At 32.6% G+C, this 17,952-nt stretch carries 17 protein-coding genes and 1 pseudogene; 15 read left to right on the forward strand and 3 right to left on the reverse strand.

Going from position 1 to position 17,952, the window contains the following annotated elements; genetic code table 11:
• Positions 1-10: 10 nt before the first annotated feature.
• The 6 genes from CIW83_RS08065 to CIW83_RS08090 all read left to right on the forward strand — a co-directional run bounded on the left by CIW83_RS08065 (position 11) and on the right by CIW83_RS08090 (position 6,535).
• Complete coding sequence (locus tag CIW83_RS08065) at positions 11-877, forward strand: MetQ/NlpA family ABC transporter substrate-binding protein (RefSeq protein ID WP_094900336.1); 867 nt, start codon at positions 11-13, stop codon at positions 875-877.
• Between the two features lie 313 nt (positions 878-1,190).
• On the forward strand, positions 1,191-1,838 hold the full coding sequence (locus CIW83_RS08070) for a corrinoid protein (RefSeq protein WP_201259734.1): 648 nt from the start codon (positions 1,191-1,193) through the stop codon (positions 1,836-1,838).
• Positions 1,839-1,853: 15 nt separating this feature from the next.
• Positions 1,854-2,927 (forward strand): uroporphyrinogen decarboxylase family protein, encoded by a 1,074-nt coding sequence (locus CIW83_RS08075; RefSeq protein ID WP_094900338.1) that lies wholly within the window; start codon positions 1,854-1,856, stop codon positions 2,925-2,927.
• Between the two features lie 11 nt (positions 2,928-2,938).
• Entirely contained in the window at positions 2,939-3,937 is a 999-nt protein-coding gene (locus CIW83_RS08080; protein WP_094900339.1) for a uroporphyrinogen decarboxylase family protein, read from the forward strand.
• Positions 3,937-5,661 (forward strand): ASKHA domain-containing protein, encoded by a 1,725-nt coding sequence (locus CIW83_RS08085; RefSeq protein ID WP_094900340.1) that lies wholly within the window; start codon positions 3,937-3,939, stop codon positions 5,659-5,661. Before CIW83_RS08080 ends, CIW83_RS08085 begins: the two co-directional genes overlap by 1 nt.
• 13 nt (positions 5,662-5,674) lie before the next feature.
• Positions 5,675-6,535, forward strand: a complete 861-nt coding sequence (locus CIW83_RS08090) for a uroporphyrinogen decarboxylase family protein (protein ID WP_094900341.1) — start codon at positions 5,675-5,677, stop codon at positions 6,533-6,535.
• Between the two features lie 43 nt (positions 6,536-6,578).
• Here the strand turns inward: CIW83_RS08090 and murJ are convergent.
• Positions 6,579-8,086: pseudogene (gene murJ / locus CIW83_RS08100) on the reverse strand (murein biosynthesis integral membrane protein MurJ).
• Between the two features lie 647 nt (positions 8,087-8,733).
• Between murJ and CIW83_RS08105 the strand changes: the two are divergent.
• From CIW83_RS08105 to CIW83_RS08115, 3 genes are all read left to right on the forward strand, one after another.
• Positions 8,734-9,147, forward strand: coding sequence for a hypothetical protein (locus CIW83_RS08105; protein ID WP_094900344.1), 414 nt, complete (start codon positions 8,734-8,736; stop codon positions 9,145-9,147).
• Positions 9,148-9,170: 23 nt separating this feature from the next.
• Positions 9,171-9,719, forward strand: a complete 549-nt coding sequence (locus CIW83_RS08110; RefSeq protein WP_094900345.1) for a GGDEF domain-containing protein — start codon at positions 9,171-9,173, stop codon at positions 9,717-9,719.
• Between the two features lie 136 nt (positions 9,720-9,855).
• The gene (locus CIW83_RS08115; protein WP_094900346.1) at positions 9,856-10,287 is read left to right on the forward strand and encodes a Csac_0668 family 2Fe-2S cluster-binding (seleno)protein; all 432 of its coding nucleotides are present in this window, start codon (positions 9,856-9,858) and stop codon (positions 10,285-10,287) included.
• A gap of 52 nt (positions 10,288-10,339) precedes the next feature.
• Here CIW83_RS08115 and CIW83_RS08120 read toward each other — a convergent pair whose 3' ends face one another.
• Positions 10,340-11,494, reverse strand: coding sequence for a double-cubane-cluster-containing anaerobic reductase (locus tag CIW83_RS08120; protein ID WP_094900347.1), 1,155 nt, complete (start codon positions 11,492-11,494; stop codon positions 10,340-10,342).
• Positions 11,495-11,753: 259 nt separating this feature from the next.
• On the opposite strand from CIW83_RS08120, the gene saoB reads away from it, so the two are divergent.
• From saoB to saoX, 6 genes are all read left to right on the forward strand, one after another.
• Positions 11,754-12,560, forward strand: a complete 807-nt coding sequence (gene saoB, locus CIW83_RS08130; protein WP_369819382.1) for an ABC transporter substrate-binding (seleno)protein SaoB — start codon at positions 11,754-11,756, stop codon at positions 12,558-12,560.
• Positions 12,561-12,573: 13 nt separating this feature from the next.
• A complete protein-coding gene (gene saoA, locus CIW83_RS08135) occupies positions 12,574-13,446 on the forward strand; it encodes an ABC transporter ATP-binding protein SaoA (RefSeq protein WP_094900350.1) in 873 nt (290 codons plus the stop codon).
• A 35-nt stretch (positions 13,447-13,481) separates the two neighbouring features.
• Positions 13,482-14,639, forward strand: coding sequence for a double-cubane-cluster-containing anaerobic reductase (locus CIW83_RS08140; protein ID WP_094900351.1), 1,158 nt, complete (start codon positions 13,482-13,484; stop codon positions 14,637-14,639).
• Positions 14,640-14,688: 49 nt separating this feature from the next.
• Positions 14,689-15,486: an ABC transporter permease subunit SaoP gene (gene saoP / locus CIW83_RS08145; protein WP_255374319.1), complete on the forward strand. Its 798-nt coding sequence runs from the start codon at positions 14,689-14,691 to the stop codon at positions 15,484-15,486.
• 231 nt (positions 15,487-15,717) lie between these two features.
• On the forward strand, positions 15,718-16,155 hold the full coding sequence (locus tag CIW83_RS08155; protein ID WP_094900353.1) for a MerR family transcriptional regulator: 438 nt from the start codon (positions 15,718-15,720) through the stop codon (positions 16,153-16,155).
• A gap of 75 nt (positions 16,156-16,230) precedes the next feature.
• Entirely contained in the window at positions 16,231-17,418 is a 1,188-nt protein-coding gene (gene saoX / locus CIW83_RS08160; RefSeq protein WP_094900354.1) for an ABC transporter substrate-binding subunit SaoX, read from the forward strand.
• Between the two features lie 61 nt (positions 17,419-17,479).
• On the opposite strand, the gene saoC is transcribed toward saoX, so the two are convergent.
• A complete protein-coding gene (gene saoC, locus CIW83_RS08165; RefSeq protein WP_094900355.1) occupies positions 17,480-17,950 on the reverse strand; it encodes a Cys-Cys-COOH (seleno)protein SaoC in 471 nt (156 codons plus the stop codon).
• Positions 17,951-17,952 lie beyond the last annotated feature (2 nt).

Here is a 17,952-nt window from a genome sequence, read left to right on the forward strand (position 1 = left end):
GGCGAAGATAATGAAAAAGAGAAAAAGGATACTAATTTTTATGATGAGTTTGATAATCTTATCTACAATATTGACAGCTTGTGGAAAAGATGATAAAAAGCAGGATATTATAATTAATTCAGGCGATGAACTAGATGATAAGACTAAGATAGAAGAAAAGAGAAAATTTACAGTCGGATGTATGCCTCTAAATGAACCAGCAGTTCAAATAATGAAGGAGTTGCTTGAGCCAAAGGGCTACGACCTAGAGATAACTGTATTTGATGGTAATCATCTTCCAGCTGTAGCTCTTAAGGAAGGTAATATCGATAGTTTGATTCTCAATCACTTACCTTGGATAAATACCTTCAATGAAGAAAATAATACTAATCTTACTATGGTAGAGCCTTATGTTTACTATTCTTATTTTGCAATATATTCATCTAAATATAAGAGTATAGATGAATTGCCACAAAATGCTCAAATAGCAATAGCTGGTGATCCTACTAATATGGATAGAAGTTTGAGGGTACTTAGAGATACAGGCCTTATTACTTTAGGTGAGAAAACAGGAAATTTTTATTCCTTATTAGATATCGAGGATAATCCTAAAAATATAAAATTAATTGAAACGGAAACTACTGCAACAGTTAGAAGTATTGAAGATGTAGATGCAATAATAACTTTCTCCAGTACAATGAAGATGGCTGGATTTGATCCTAAAGTGTATCTCTATGAAGATGAGAGTTCTACTCAATTTCCAACAGGTTTAGTTGTGCAACCAGAAAATGTTGATGAAGAGTGGGTAAAGGCTATAATTGAAGTCACACAAACAGATGAGTTTAAGGATAAATTTAATGAATTTTATGGCGGTGCATATAAATTATTTAATGACTAGATTAGCAAGGTAAATAGTAAATAAGATGTATTTTTGATGATTATTACTTAAATTAATAATAGTTAACCAAAGAACCAGAGAAGAAATTTCACTGGTTCTTTGTGAATTGTTAATTATCGACTAGATAGGATAAAAGATTATATGTAGAAAAAATAAAGTACATAAATAAAACTATGAGAAGGCTTGCTAATTTCAAAACATATTATTTTATTCTATAGCAATCATAACATTAATAGATAATACCTATTAGAATACTATTGTCAATTAATATACAATATAAATTAGAAAGTTAAGTATAAGGGAGGAATATATAGTGAAGGAAGAAAGTTTATTTCAAGAAATAAGCGATGCAGTAGTAGAGATGGAGGACGAATTAGTAGAGGAACTTTGCAATAAATCCTTGGAACTTTCTATACCGGCCGATGAAACAATTACTAAAGGCTTAGTTGCAGGAATGGATAAAGTAGGACAACTATACGAGGAACAGGAATACTTTTTACCAGAGGTACTTACCTGCTCAGATACATTAAATATAGGATTGGATATATTGAAACCACATATAAAGACGGAAACATCAGACAATGCTATTAAGGTGGTAATAGGAGTTGTGGAAGGGGATACCCATGATATAGGAAAGAATTTAGTCAAGATAATGACGGAATCGGCAGGTATTGAGGTATACGACTTAGGCAGAGATGTTCCATTAAAAAATTTTATCATAGTAGCGGAAGAGGTAGGAGCAAATTTTATATGTATGTCAACTTTGATGACAACTACTATGATGGGAATGAAGACTGTAATTGATATGTTGAAGGAAAGAAATATAAGAGATAAGTATAAGGTTATGATCGGTGGTGGACCTATTTCTCAAAGATTTGCAGATGAGATTGGTGCAGATGCTTATACTGCTGATGCAGGTGAAGCTGTAAAGAGAATAAAAACAATGGCGGCAGTTAATTAGATCGGAGGGATAAAGTTGAATAAGGATCAGATGACTCCAAAGGAAAGGATGACGGCATTTGCACAGGGACTTGAAGTAGACAGAATCCCATGCAATCCTCATATGGGAGTAACTATGGCTCCCTTTATAGGAATCGCTTTAAAAGAGTACTATCATTCAGCGGAGAGGATGGCAGAACTGGAAATAGCGTTGTTTAAAAGATTAAGACATGATGGTGTAAGCGTTTCAGCTACCTTAAGGGGAGTTGCTGAGGCCATGGGCTCTAAGATGTACTATCCCGATAATAATATTTCACTTATGGATACTCCTGCTGTAAAGCATGTTGATGAAATAGAAAATTTAAAGCCTTGTGATCCTGAAAAGGACGGAAAGCTGCCATTAGTTCTCAAGGCTGTAAAGATTATAAAGGATAAGATAGGACATGAAGTAAATATTGGAACAGGATTAGCCGGACCTTTTAGTACTGCTGCCTCAGTAGTTGGTACCGAAAATCTATTGAAATGGATGCTAAAGTATCCTGACAAGGTACATACATTAATGGAGATAGTAACAGAATCTAATAATAGATTTATAGAGAAAGCTGCAGAATTAGGTGTTGGGATGGGATTATCAGATCCTGTTTCATCTACAAGTTTAATAAGTGTTAAACAATTCAATGAATTTTCCGCACCTTATATTAAGAAAAATGTGGATAAGATGAAATCTTTAACAGGACGTAGTATTTCAATTCATATTTGTGGTAAAAGCAAGGGTATTTGGGAATCTGTAATGGATACTGGAATATCAAGCTTTAGTATAGACAACGTAGAAGACCTTCAAGATGCTAAGGAGATAATGGGAAATAGAATTACAATATCAGGAAATGTTCCACCAGTTGATATAATGCAAAAGGGTACAAGGGAAGATGTACTTAGAGCAGCTAAAGAATGTATTAGAAAAACTTATGGAACTAAAAAGGGATATATACTTAGTTCTGGATGTCAAATCCCTATGAATACTCCAATGGAAAATATAGATGCATTAATGGATGCGGCCAGAATATATGGCAGCTATCCTATTGATGAAGAACTATTATTTAGTGAAGATTAGGAGAATAAAATATGAATGAAAAAGAAAGATTGTTAAGAGCCTTAAAGGGCGAAGAAACAGACAGACCTCCTGTTATATGTCCGGGGGGGATGATGAATGCCGCGGTTACAGAACTTTTAGGAGAAATAAATGCTAATCATAATACGGATTTAGATGCCATGGTAGCTGCTGCCATTAAGGTGAGAGAAGTTATAGGATTTGAGAATTATGGAGTACCATTTTGCATGACGTGCGAATCAGAGCCCTTTGGTGTAATTATTAGTGAAGGAGATAAGATTAATGAGCCAAGGATACTGGAATATAATCAATCTAAATTGGAAGATATCATGAAATCCTCTGATCCAAAGATATCCAATAATTTAAGAAGTGAAACTGTAATCAAAGCAATTGGAAGATTGAAGAATGACGAGATTCCAGTAATTGGGAATATCACTGGTCCTATAAGTACGGCTACTTCAATTGTGGATCCTATTAAGTTGTTTAAAATGATAAGAAAAGAACCTGATGAAGCCCACACTTTTATTGAATATATAAATAACTATCTTATAGAGTATGCTAAAGGAATGGTAAGGGCAGGTGCTGATATCATTGCAATTTCAGATCCTACAGCAACAGGTGAAATATTAGGCAAGAAAAATTTTGATAAATTTGCAATGCCTATGTATACTGAGTTTTTAAAATCAATGAGAGAAATAAATACACCCGTGATAATTCATATATGCGGAGATGCAAAAACTATAATCGATAGCTTAAACTCTTTAGAGGTACAAGCACTTAGCTTCGATTCCATAGTAAATATGAGATTTGCTAAATCTAAGCTGAATACAAGACTGATGGGTAATGTGAGTACACTTCTGTTGCAAAATGGTCCTAAGGATAAGATTATTTCAATTACAAAGAACGCAATAGGTTCGGGAGTAGATATTGTGTCTCCGGCATGCGGTTTAGGTATGTCTACTCCACTAGGAAATCTTAGAGTTATGACAGACTACGTGAAAGGAAGTATATAATGCCTATAGTTAAATTCATTAATGAAAATATAAATATTCAAGTAGAGAAAGGTACAATTTTATTAGATGCCATTAGAGAAGCGAAATTAAAGATTGAAACCCCATGCAATGGTATGGGGTTTTGTGGTAAATGTAAGGTAATAGCAGGGGGACAGCTATCTGAGCCTAGTGATAGAGAACGAAAAATCATTGATGAAAAGAAATCCGAAAGGCTGTCCTGCATGGCAATAATACTTGGAGATGTAGAAGTAGAGTTGATTGAAAAGGAAAGGGTGTTGAAGACTATAAATAAGGGGTTTAGTATCAATGTTCCAATAGACAGCCCTATTAAAATTAGAAAGCTTCCAGAGATTAATGAAGATAGCTATGTTCCATATGTTGATTATCTAGGATATGATTTTAATTCACTAGAATTATATAGAAAAATTACTATACTAGAAGAAAGGAATTCTAGAGAAATATGGGGTGTAGTATTTGAGGATACGTTGTTAGATATCAGTAGCCATAAAAAGAATATTCTAGGAATAGCAATAGACATTGGTACTACAGGTATTTCTTACTATTTAATGGATTTATCCAGTGGAGAAATAATAGAAAAGCTGTCATCCCTAAATCCTCAAACTCAATATGGGGGAGATGTCCTAACCAGAATTACATATTGTATGGAAAATCCAGCAGGGGCTGTTAAGCTTCAGGAATTGATAGTAGATGAAATAAATAATTCAATAAAAAATCTAACAGGGACTCTCTATAATAGAGATGATATTTATTATATTATCATTTCTGCCAATACTACTATGCTGCATCTTTTGTTGGGCATTAATCCAAATTCATTGGCTAAAGCCCCCTATAGATCAGTATTTTTAAGTCCAAAGGCTTTTAAGGCAAGAGATATATCCATTGAAGTTAATGATGAGGCTATACTTAGCTTAATTCCATCTGCTTCATCCTATGTAGGAGGAGATATAGTATCGGGTATTATGGCATCAGATTTTAAAAACAATGAGGAAGCCGTATTTATAGATATTGGAACCAATGGTGAAATGGCAGTCTTAAAGAATGGAAAGATAATAGCTACATCTACTGCGGCAGGTCCTGCCTTAGAGGGTATGAATATTGAATGTGGCTGTCGTGCACAAAGGGGTGCTATAGAAACCTTTAGTATAGATGAAGAGTTTAATATTAGCTATACTACCATAGGAAATGAAAAACCCCTGGGAATCTGCGGAAGCGGACTTATAGATATAGCCGGAGCATTGGTTAAGAGAAATATTCTTTTGGAATCGGGGAGATGGAATAAAAATTTAGATTCTAAACTCGAAAATAGATTAGTAGATAAAAAATTTTATATAACAGAGGATATATATATTTCCCAAAAGGATATAAGGCAGATTCAACTGGCAAAGGGAGCCATAGCTGCCGGTGTAATTTTAATGCTGGAGGAAATAGGGCTAAAGATAGAAGAAATATCAAAGGTATATATTGCTGGTGCATTTGGCTACCATGTTAACCCTGATAATATAAAGATAATAGGGCTTATTCCTAAGGGATTTAAAGGAGAGATAAGCTTTTTAGGGAATACTTCATTGGAAGGAGCTAGGCTAGCACTAATTAATAAAGAATGCTTTGAAGAGATATATAATATTAGGAATAATATAGAGGTATTGGAATTATCCCTTAAAGAGAACTTTCAAGATATTTTTGTGTCTCAATTAAATTTTTAGAAAAGGTGATAAGATGGCAGCTACAAATATTTTTAAATGTGTAGGAAAGGAAATCGAAATAGTACCTGACAGTATTTTGGAAGAGTTAAATATATCATATGAAGAATCAAATAAAAATGCTTCTGAGATGGTTATATTGGCAAAGGCTTTAAAAGAATATAAAAATAAAAAATATTGTAAAGTACCTTTCTGCCATACTGTAGAAGCTGAGGCATTTGGTTCGACAGTGATTTTTGATCAAAAAGTAGGAAATAGGATTGGAGAGTATAAAGTTAATGATATAAATTTAGCTGAGGACATATTAGAAATAGATTTAAATAACGGGAGAATTGCTGAAGTTTTAAAGGCAATAAGTATTTTAAAGGAAAATGAAGAGAATGTAATACTGGATATAACAGGTCCATTTAGTATTGCTACATCTATTATGGACAGTCAATTGTTTTACAGGGCTATAAGAAAAGATAGAGAAAAAATTAATAGATTATTAGAAAAAGTTGAGAATAGTTTAGTAAAACTTATTCTAGAGGGAGTTAAACAGAATGTAGATGTGATTTCCTTTGCAGACCCTACAGGTACTATAGACATAGTTGGACCTAAAATATATAAGGAAGTAGCGGGAAATTCTACATATAATATACTGAAAAGAGTTGAAGAACGGCTGGGAAAAAGTGTAATTCATCTCTGTGGGAAGACGTCAACATCCCTGGAGGTCATAGGATTGTTAGAGAGTGAAAAGATAAAGGTAGAAGACTGTAATTATTTTGATATGGTTAAAAAGATAAAAGAAGAAAGAAAAGATGTAAATTTTATAGGGCATTGGTGTCTGAAATTGGATAAATTTAATAACGAAATTATTAATTGTAAAATTAAATAAATTAGAAGAATAGAGGGGATTTTTGAAAATCATCTCTATTTTTCTATATTTTTACACGTAACACCTTACATACTTCGGCATATACACCTACTCCGGCTATTGTTGAGAAAGAAATGTCTAGTATATTATTTATAAGTAAATCATTTAACAGAGTTGAAATTGTACCGTGGGCTAGGAACATACTTTCAGTCATAACCACAGTTGCTACACCAATCTTAAGTACGGTATCCTTCAAACCATCATCTCTTACAATGTCCAGCTTTCTATTCAAATCAAATATTCCATATATTAAAGCTAATATAATAGAAATACTAGTACCTAATGCAATTCCACTGCTTCCCATCAATGGTGCCAGTGATAAGTCTAAAATTGTATTTATTCCTAAGGCAGCTAGACTAATGACTATAGGAGTTTTCATATCTTGAATTGAATAATAAGCTCTTGTAATTAATGGAATAAGTGCCATGGCGACTAAGCCAAATGCATAATGTGCCAGTACTTTTGATGTCAGCAAGGATGCTTTAGCATCAAATGCACCTCTTTGGAATATTATCTTAACTATGGCTCTGCCATAGTTATCAATATAATAGATACAGGTATGGCTATAATTAGGACCACATTCATTCCATGCTTTATTTCATTTTTCAAATGGTCTTCATCATGTTTATTATAATCTTCAGATAGCACTGGAAATATAACTGTAACTATTGCTGCAATAAATACTCCCAAAAATAAATCTATGATTTCATTTGCATAGCTTAATTCTGCAATACTACCTGCGCTAAGGGTTGAGGCCACAGCATTATCGATAGAAACATTTAACTCATTGATTCCGACACCTGCAATTATTGGTATTAGATAACCTCTTAGTTTTTTAATATACTTGTCCTTCAAGTCAAAATTCCAACTATATTTAAATTCATTTCTCTTGAGTCCTTTTCTAAATATATATATTTGACCAATAGCAGATATAATACCTGTTACCATAAGACCTTTAAGGGCACAGGTCTTTGCAAAGAATAATAAATAGATTATGTACAGAATTCCACTTGCAACCTTTCCTTTAGGTCCTCCCTTAAAAGAGTGGACTGATTGCAAAAAACCAGAAAATATTGCATTAATCCAGGAGAGTGAGATAATTGGCAGCCCTATTCTGAATAATAGGATGGTCTTGTCCAATTCTTTTCCTTTAAATCCAGGACCAAAGATTTTAATTATTGCAGGTGCTTCGATAAATCCTATCAAGATTAGAATAAAGGAAAATACAGCAGTAATATTTATTAAATTGTTGGTATAACTTATTTTTCTTTCTATCCCATGCCTTTCTTGTATCTCCTGTAATAAAGGGATAACTGCAATAATTATTCCATCACTTATTAAACTTGTAAGAAGCATAATGGTACTGAAAGCCAATAGATAGGAGTCCATTTTATAGCTTACTCCTATTTTGGATGCAGTAAGAATTCCTTTTATAAAGGATAAAACTTTAGCAGCGATTCCAAAATAAATAATATAAAGAGTTGCTTCCTTCATTGCTTTTTTTCTTTTCATTTTTATATAATACGCCTCACATTGATCAAATATTAACGTAGCTAATTATAGCATAAAAGTGAAATTATAGTAACAAAAATTATAAAAAATTACCAAGGAAGAATTAGGAGATAGAATTTTTGGCCACTGCATAAGCAACTTGCATCAAATCAAAGATTTTGGCAATTTGCTTAAGATTCAATTAGGTCAAATTGTCTTAAGGAATAAGAATCAAACGAGAAATTTCTTATGGGTTATAAGACATAAAATTTGAAATGAATATATTGATATTTTTATATCCTAGAATTAGATAAAAATAGGAGGACTAAATACCCAAATTATGATATAATTCAAAATAGATATTATTATCTAATATATTTAAAGGTAGTGAGTGGGTTGGCGGAAGAATTGAGTTTAAAAAAGTATGATAATATTAAATTCTATTTTAAAATTCTTATAGCCTTATGGTTCGTTGTATTCCTAAGTGTGATTATCTATTCTAATTATGAAATAAATTTCTACGTAAAGGATGAAGTAGCAGTAATGCCATAATCTTAGCCACATATATTGCCAATAGTTTAAAGATAAGCAATGAAGATTACTTATTTTTAAAATCACTTACATTTAAAGAGTTACTGGAAAGTGAGATAAACAAAGACTTTGAAGAAATGGCTAGGGCAGTAATGGATGTTTCAAATTATAAGTATATCTATATAGTATCAAGACTAGAGGGTAGTGAAAAAAAGTATAATAATGATGTTATTTATCTATTGGATGCAGTAGATAGTGTTAAAACTAGAAGAGAAGACGCAGAGGATAAAAATTATTATGATGATGAAATTAGATATGGTATAGCAGATGAGTTATTTAAAGAGGTAGAAAAGACAAAAATCCCTTCATATAAAGTCGACAAATATAAAGGTGCAGAGCGAGTATATGCTTATGTACCATTTTATACTGTTGAAGGCAATTATATCGGGTTACTAGGTGTTGATACAGATGTATATGAGCTGGGAAGAATAAGAGAAAGATATGTTCCCCTAATAACAGTTTATATAGTAATAAATCTAATGATTGGCTGATTGCCTTTGCTTTATATAGATATATGAGAAAAGTACATAATGATCTTAAAAAGGAGAGACATCTTTCGGGAATAGATGAACTGACCCATGTATTTAATAGAAGAAAATTCAATGAATTATTTATAGAATTATGGAATCAGGCAAAAGAAGAAAAACAGAATATATCAATAATGCTTATAGATTTAGATTATTTCAAAGAATTTAATGATAATTATGGTCATTCTGCAGGGGACGTTATGTTAAAAAACATAGGAGAGATTCTGGAAAAAGAGTCATCTAAATATGGAGGTTATGTATTTAGATATGGTGGGGATGAATTTGTAATTTTATTTCCTGATACAAATATCATTCAAGGAGAAGAAGTTGGCAATACTATTTTGAAAGCCATAAATGATGCAAAGCTAGAACATCCATATTCACCAATAGGAAAGGTTCAAACTGTAAGTATTGGTGTTACAAGTACAATCCCAAAGGATGAAATAAATATAAAAGAATTTTTCAACTATGCAGATACAGCTCTTTATTTATCAAAGAGATATGGAAGAAACAGGGTATCTGTTTGGAAGATTTAATAGGAGAAAAATGAGGCTGGAAGATAAATTCCAGTCTTCATTCTTTCTTGACCTTAAAGTTAACTTTAAGGTTTATAATGACAATAAGAGGGAATTATATTGGGAAACTTAAAATGAGTGAAGGAGTTGGACATAGATGGAAGAAAAATGCCCTATATGCCATCAAATAGGAGAAAAAGTAAAGAATATAACTGTAAAGCATTTAGTATTAGATGATATTGCCGAAGAAATCAATAGTGAAGATATTCATTATTTATGTATGAATGAAAATTGTAATATAGTGTATTACAACTTAAATAATGAAAGTCTTATTGACAAGAAAAAAGTAAAGGTTCCAATATGGTTTAAAAAAGATGCAAATCCTAAATATGTATGTTATTGCAGTAAAGTAACTGAAGAACAGATCATAAATGCTGTGATAGTTCAAGGGGCTAAGAATATGAAAGATATAGTTAATTTAACAGGAGCTATGAAGAATGGAAGATGTATATTAAACAATCCATTGGGTAAATGCTGTGGTCCGATTATAGTGGAAACTATAAAGAAGGCACTTGGAACTATCGGTTAATATACATATGATAATGAAAAAAGCTAGAACTTGATTTCTAGCTTTTTCAATATTATAATATCTCCATAAATGCAGCAATTCTGGTCTTTATTTGACCGATATTGGAATCTGAATAATCTGTTTCTATGGACATATATGGTGTAGTCATATCTGACATTAATTTCTTGACTGCTCTTGTTTCAACACTATAAGGGTGGCATGTTTGCAGTATTACTTCAATAACACCATCAACTTTGAACTCTTCTATTAGTTCGGGTAATAATTCCATACGCTTATGGTTAGGTGACATAATTGAGCAACCGATATCCAAGTATCTATCAGCTATAGCCTTTACGATATCACCGGTACTTTCATCAACATTATTTCTAATAGGTTTTATGCCACCACAATTTTCAAAACAAACAACTACGCCGCCGTTATTTTCAATTGTATTAACAATCTTATCTAAAACTCCACCTAATGGACAGCCTGTAATAAGAATTCGCTTAGCCTTATTATCTATAGGTCTTTTGTCTCCATTATATTCTTTTTTAATTTTATGAATTAGTTCTTCTAGTTGTCTATATTCATCATTTAGATCAAAATTAAATCTGTAGCCTTCAAGTATTTTATATGCATTAAAACCTGTAATAGCAGGTGGTTCTAACTTGCTTAGTTCAAATAATTCACCATATAAAGATCTAAATTTATTTCTAAATGAAGCTGCTTCTTTTAGTTTTTCCTCTGTAATTTCTATATCAAATTTTTCTTTTAGAACTTTAATCAATAGTCTAACTTCTTTTTCCCACATAAGAGGTGAATAGCTTCTATCAGCTCCTTGAGGCAATTGCATGATATGTATATCCTTTAACTCACTCAGTAATTCATACATTTTTTTCTTACCATCACAGGTCGTTTCTCCAATAACTATATCAGAAAAGTGGGTATAACCACATTTGTCTGAAATAGCAGCACCATAGCTTGATTTGATCAAAGGGCAGAGATTTTTTGGAAGATCTGCTTCTGAACCTATAGTTGTTTTATTGCTTGTACCACATAGGTTTACTATATGGATGCCCGCGGCATCTAGTATTTCCACTGGTACAAAACTACAGAAAGTACCTGCAATTATACCACCTTTTTCCTTAACTTCCTTTGCCTTCAGAATACCATTTCTTTTTGCTTCTAAATATTCTTCAAATTGATTTGATAAATTTAAGTCACGCACTATATATCCCTCCAAATGTATTTCAGTCCTTTGATATTATATAAATTGTAGGCTCCTTCTATCTATAAAATCAATTATATACGAATTGTAGAGAGTTTGTGATTATGTTTTTCTATATTAGTATATATTACCATCAAATATTTCTATATTTATTTAATCATATTGAAAGGTTTGATATAGTATTTCTGATATAAAACTAGTACATTTTTAGTCTATATGGTTAAAAAACTGACAAATTAAGACATAGAGTGATGATTATATGAACACAACTAAAAGGATATTTCTTTTCTTTCTATTGCTATTGATTTTAGGATTAGGGTTTTCTAAATTCATGCCTAGGGAGGAGAAAGTAAAAAATACGATCATAGGATTAAGAATCGGCTCTGGAGATGATATAACAGGATTGCTTCTAGAGAAGATTATTAGAACGAGTAAAAATATTGGTATAGATAGCATTGGTATTACAGAAGGAAAAGAAGAAGTTTTATCTGATTTTACATTTAAGGACTGCTGAAGTAATACAGCGCAATGGGCCTTGAGCTCAGATGAAATCGATATGGCATTTTATTGTAATCATATGGCTTTGCATTTAGTACAAGCTAATGATGATTTTGAAATATATGGTCCAGTTATCATGAATGCAGAGGTTATTGGTTATAAGGAAGATGTAGAAAGCATTCACAGACTTGGAATTGGTCATAAAAGGGAACATTTACATAAACTTGCCACAGAAAGCTACAAACAGGTTAAAGAAGTTATTGAGATGTCACCTATTTCCTTGCCCTATTCTCTAGAAGGAGGGCAAGTAGATGGAGTGGTCTTAGATATAACAAAGGCAGCATTATTAAAAGACATTAATTTTGTTCCACTTTCCAAAGATGATTATATTTCTTATAGTCTAATTGTTAAGAAAGATATTATAGGCACAAAGGTTTTTGAAGATTTTATAACAGCTTATAATAATACAGTTCAAGAGCTAAATCAAACTGAGATACTTAAGGAATATATTAGCATGAGAGAGGAATTTTGGCAGAATAAAAATATTAAATTTTTAAGTTTAGAATAGGAAAGGTGAAGACATGTCAATATCAGTACAAGGAATTACTAAAGTTTTTTCAAACAGAAGAGATAAAAGATCAATGAATACTGTATTAGAAGAGATCTCTTTTGATGTAAATGAAGGGGAATTTGTTTCCTTATTAGGGCCATCAGGATGCGGAAAGACAACTACTCTGAATATTATTGCAGGTTTTTTGAAGCATGAAGGTGGAAATATTTATATAAACGGAGAGAAAGTAAATAAACCGGGACCGGATAGAGCTTTTGTATTTCAAAATTATGCACTTTTTCCATGGATGAAAGTTTCAGAGAATATTATGTATCCAATGAAAATGCAAGGAGTACCAAAAAAAGAACGAGAAGATAGACTTAGAAATCTTCTAGAGATGGCACATCTGGAGGAATATGCAAATTACTACATTCATGAGATATCAGGCGGCATGAAACAAAGGGTTGCTTTGCTTAGAGCTCTTGCATGTGATCCAAAGGTTTTATTGATGGACGAACCCTTAGGTGCAGTTGATTTTCAAATGAGGCAAATGCTTCAAGCACAGCTGGAAGCAATGTTGCAAGAGAATCAGAAAACAGCTCTTATGGTAACTCATGATGTTGATGAAGCTATTTATCTAAGCGATAGAGTTATAGTTATGTCTAGGGATAGAGGAAGAATATTAGCTGATATAAAAATTGAACTTCCTAGACCTAGAGATAGAAAAAATGAAAAATATCATCAATATACAAATGAATTATCTGATATTCTAAGGACTGCTTTAAATGGAGAAGTCAAAAATCAAGGTGATGAGGAGTTGTTGGAGTTTATTCAAAAAACAGATAAAAAGAGCAATAAGAGAGTAGTCTTCGCTGAAAAGGCAATTTGTAACAGCAATAAATAATTTAATTATAATATTTTTATAAAAGGAGAATATTTATGACAACTTTACCAGAACGCTTTGAAGAATTTGCTGATGCTAGAAGACAAGGTTTTATTAGGATGAAAGAACTAAAGGATAATGGTGGAAAGTTATGTGGGACATTTTGTCAATTTGCTCCTTCTGAAATGATTGATGCAGCAGGTCTTTATCGTGTAGGATTATGTGGTCAGAGTCCTGAACCTATCCCTGCAGCAGAAGCAGAACTACCAGCAAATCTTTGTCCTTTAATTAAATCAAGTTACGGATTTGCACTAACGGAAACATGTCCTTACGCTTATTTTTCTGATCTTATTGTAGGTGAAACGACTTGTGATGGAAAGAAAAAAATGTATGAAATGCTTGGGGAATTAAAGGATGTTCATATAATACATTTGCCAAATAATCCTGACCCTGAAAGATCTCTGGAATCTTGGATTATGGAATTATGCCACTTTAAGGAAGTATTAGAAAAGAAATTTGATATTACTATTACAGATGAAATGCTAAGGGAAGCCATTAAATGGGGGAATAAGGAACGTCTTCAAATGGCTCGGCTATATGAGCTTGGACGTTATGATCCGCCTGCTATTACAGGTTTACATATGCGTAGTGTAATGGAGGGAGTCCAATACATATTTGATCGTAAGGAACGTTATGAGAAAGTGCAAGAGGTTTTAGATAAGTGTGAAGAGGATTGGAGAAATGGAAAAGGACCTATTCCTAAAGGTAGTAAGAGGCCTAGAATCTTAGTATCAGGAGGACCAAGTGGAGGAGTATTTGAGAAAACCATTAAGGTCATTGAAGAACTTGGTGGTGTCATAGTTTGTTATGAGGGCTGCAGTGGAATTGTTTCTAGAAGAAGGCTCATTGAGGAATCTGAAACAAAGGATCCTATTAAATGTATTGCAGAAAAATATTTAGAGGTACCTTGTGCAGTCATGTCACCTAATCAAAAGAGACTCGAACAGGTGGCTCTTACTATTGATGAATGGAAGGTTGATGGAGTTGTTGGAATTATTCTTCACTCATGTAACCCATTTGGAATTGAGTCCACAAATATCAAAAACATCGCAAACCAATGCGGTAAGCCTTATTTGCATTTAGAGACAAATTATGGACAGGGCGATGAAGGACAACTACGAACAAGAATAGAAGCATTCTTGGAAATGCTTTAGGAGGAGGTGAAGAAAAGAATTGAATACACAAGAAAAAGACATAAAAAGAATGGTACATGCAAGTAAGATGAAAGACAGGAACGCTTGGAGAAAGCTTAATGGTAAAGATTTTAATATTTATACTCCAATTGCACTAATAATCATTGGCATAATATGGTCAATTGCAGCAGAAATTGTAGATAAACCATTTCTTTTTCCTTCATTAAAAAGTGTAGTTGAAGCCTTTTTTAAGGCTGTAACGGATCTATATGTACTTAGAAACATTAGTATTACTATGAGACGTGTTTTAACGGGTGCTTTTTATGCACTTATTATTGGGTTGCCCATTGGTATGATTATGGGTTATTCAAAAACAATGCTAAGGGCCATGGCTCCATTTATAAACTCATTAAGGCAAGTTCCTATTATGGCATGGGTGCCACTATCTATTATTTGGTTTGGTCTTGGTGATGGGCCTACAATTTTTATGATTGCATTTTCAGGAATTTTTACCATTATTCTAAATACTATAGCAGGTGTTCAGGATATCAACAGGGATTTTTATAATGCGGCTCGAAGTATGGGGGCAAGTACAATTGATATAATAAAAGATATTGTTCTTCCGGGATCGCTTCCTGGAGTTATAACTGGAATAAGATTAGCCATTGGTATGGGCTGGATGTCAGTTATCTGAGCGGAGTTCATTGCGACCAGTGCCGGGTTCGGCTACTGTATGGTAGAGGCTCAATCTAGAATGCAAACTCATACAATTATAGCGTATATGTTTATAGCTGCTTTGATAGGGTTTGGTATTGATAAATTGATGCTCTTAATTGAAAGTATATTACTTAGATGGAAAGCTGATTAGGACATCTATCAGATTATTTGATGGATGTTTTTTATAAGAAATAGGAGAGTTTTGTCTTTAGATTTATAAATAAAAGAACTTGACTTAATTTAGTTTTTAGAAAGGCTCTAATGCTTCGCTAGAAACCTTTTTTACAAGAAATATTTATTGATAATTTTTATACAATTTCTATTTTTTTCCCTTGACCTTAAAGTCGGCTTTAAGGTTTATAATAGGAGGTAGGAGGAAGCCATGTTATTTATAAAAGATGTTTGCAGGATTACTGGACTTAATAGTTCTGCTGTCAGATACTATGATAGCCAAGGTTTATTAGGGGAAGTAGAAAGACGTTCTAATAACTATAGAGTATTTGATGAAAGAGATATAGAAAAATTATTATTTATAAAAAAGGCTAGGGCCTTGGGATTTGAATTGGAAGAAATAAAAAAGATACTGGTATTAAAAAACAATGGGATACCTCCCTGTAATTATGTAAGCCATAAGATACAAGAAAAAATATCCTTTATAAAAGCAGAAATAGTAAGATTAGAAAAAGAAAAGAACAAACTAGAGAAACATTTATCAGATGCAAGAAAGGTAAGTGGGTGTAAAGGCTCTATATGCCATTATATCGAAGGAAATGAAAATGAAAAGGTATCTGAGGAAACAGGCATGAAAAATGCCCAATGAGCAGCAAAGTATATTAAAGCCGTCTATGATATGTAAGACATATTATATAATATATAATCTAGGGAGGAAAAATATATGACAAAAAGAATAATTGCTATGGTTTTAGTCCTAGCAATGGGAATTACTTTTTTATCAGGTTGTACTGATAGTAGTAAAGAAACTGCAATTCAAGAAGTAGATTATGACCCAGTTGCAGAGGTAGCTAAATACAAGCTAGGTGAATTGACAGAAGCGGATAAAAATTTCGTTGTGCAAATGGGATATAGGGACTGTGACCATATGGTTCCGTCAATTATAGGAGAAAAGGCAGGTATCTATAAGGCACTAGGACTTAATGTTGTTGTTACAAAGACTGGTAAAATTATGGAGGCTATGTCTTCAGGAGAAATGCATGTTGGATATCAAGGGATTGAAGGTGCCATTAAATCAGTTAATCAAGGAGCCCCATTATTTATGGCTGCAGCCAATCATATAGGAGGTTCTAGGTATCTAGTCGTTAGTAACGACATAAAAGAACCAAAGGATTTAATTGGAAAGACTTTAGCTATAGGTTCAGGTGCAGAGGTAAAACCAGAATGGCGTAAATGGTCTGAAGAATTAGATATTCCTATGGAACTAAAAAATTATGAAGTAGTTGATATGGGAGATAAGGATAAATTATTTGCATTAAAGGCTGGTCAGCTTGATGGATTTTCCTGCTGTGACCCTTATGCTTCTCAAGCAGAATTTGAGGGAATTGGTAAAATTATGGCAACAGGATGGGGTGCTCATATTTCAGATGACCTTGAGACTGGCTGGGGAATGTGTTGTATCTACTGTATGAACAATGATTTCCTAGAAGAACATCCAGAATTAGCTAAAAGATTGGTGCTTGCACATGCTCTTGCAATAAAGTACTTATATGAACATCCATATAATGCAGGTATGATGTTTGCTGAAGGATTTGGAGTTCAGCCAGAAGTAGGGCTAAAAACTGTTTATATGAAAACTGTGTCAGAGGGAAGAACTATCACATGGCAATTCTCACAAGAAAATTTAGACAATTATATACAATATTATTATGATTTTGATATTCCAGAAGAAGAAATTCCTAATATAGCTGACATCGAAAAATTTATGTCTACAAATCTATTAGAGACATGCGGTATTGAAGATTTCAATACATTTATAGAAGAGAAGATTAACAAAGAGTTTCCAATAGGGCTTTCCTATGAAGAATGGATGACTAAGGCGAAAACAATAGATGGCATTACTGAGCAATAGAATATATAAATAAGATATAAAAATGTGGCTATTTTAAAATAGCCACATTTTTATATCTTATCTAACAGCAATCCTCCATACCTTCACCAAATAAATCTTTTATTTCTTTATCATCTATCAATCTAAATATTGCATAGCCGTATTTGCCATCCTTTGAACCAGATACAATAAATTCTATGGGACCGGTTTTGTCGATATCTTTAAATTCGATTTTTTGATTCTGTATTGGAGCATGAGTATGGTCAGATAATTTAAATCCTTCTCCTGTATCTATAACTACGACCATTGCATTTTTCCTATATTCTTCTGCATAAATTACCAATAGGTCCTTACGACCATCGTCATTTAAATCCTCATATCCACATAATATTGCGTCATTATCAGGATGAGTTTCTTGAAAATATAAGAGAAGCTCATTATCTGATTCCACCCCTAAATAATTTACAGTAATATTCTTTTTAATGGAAAAGGAATAGAGCCCTAATCCAAAGATAACTAAAAATATTAATATAGATTTTATGTTTTTTTTCATCT

The organism is Tissierella sp. P1 (assembly GCF_002266425.1).
GTDB lineage: Bacteria > Bacillota > Clostridia > Tissierellales > Tissierellaceae > Tissierella > Tissierella carlieri.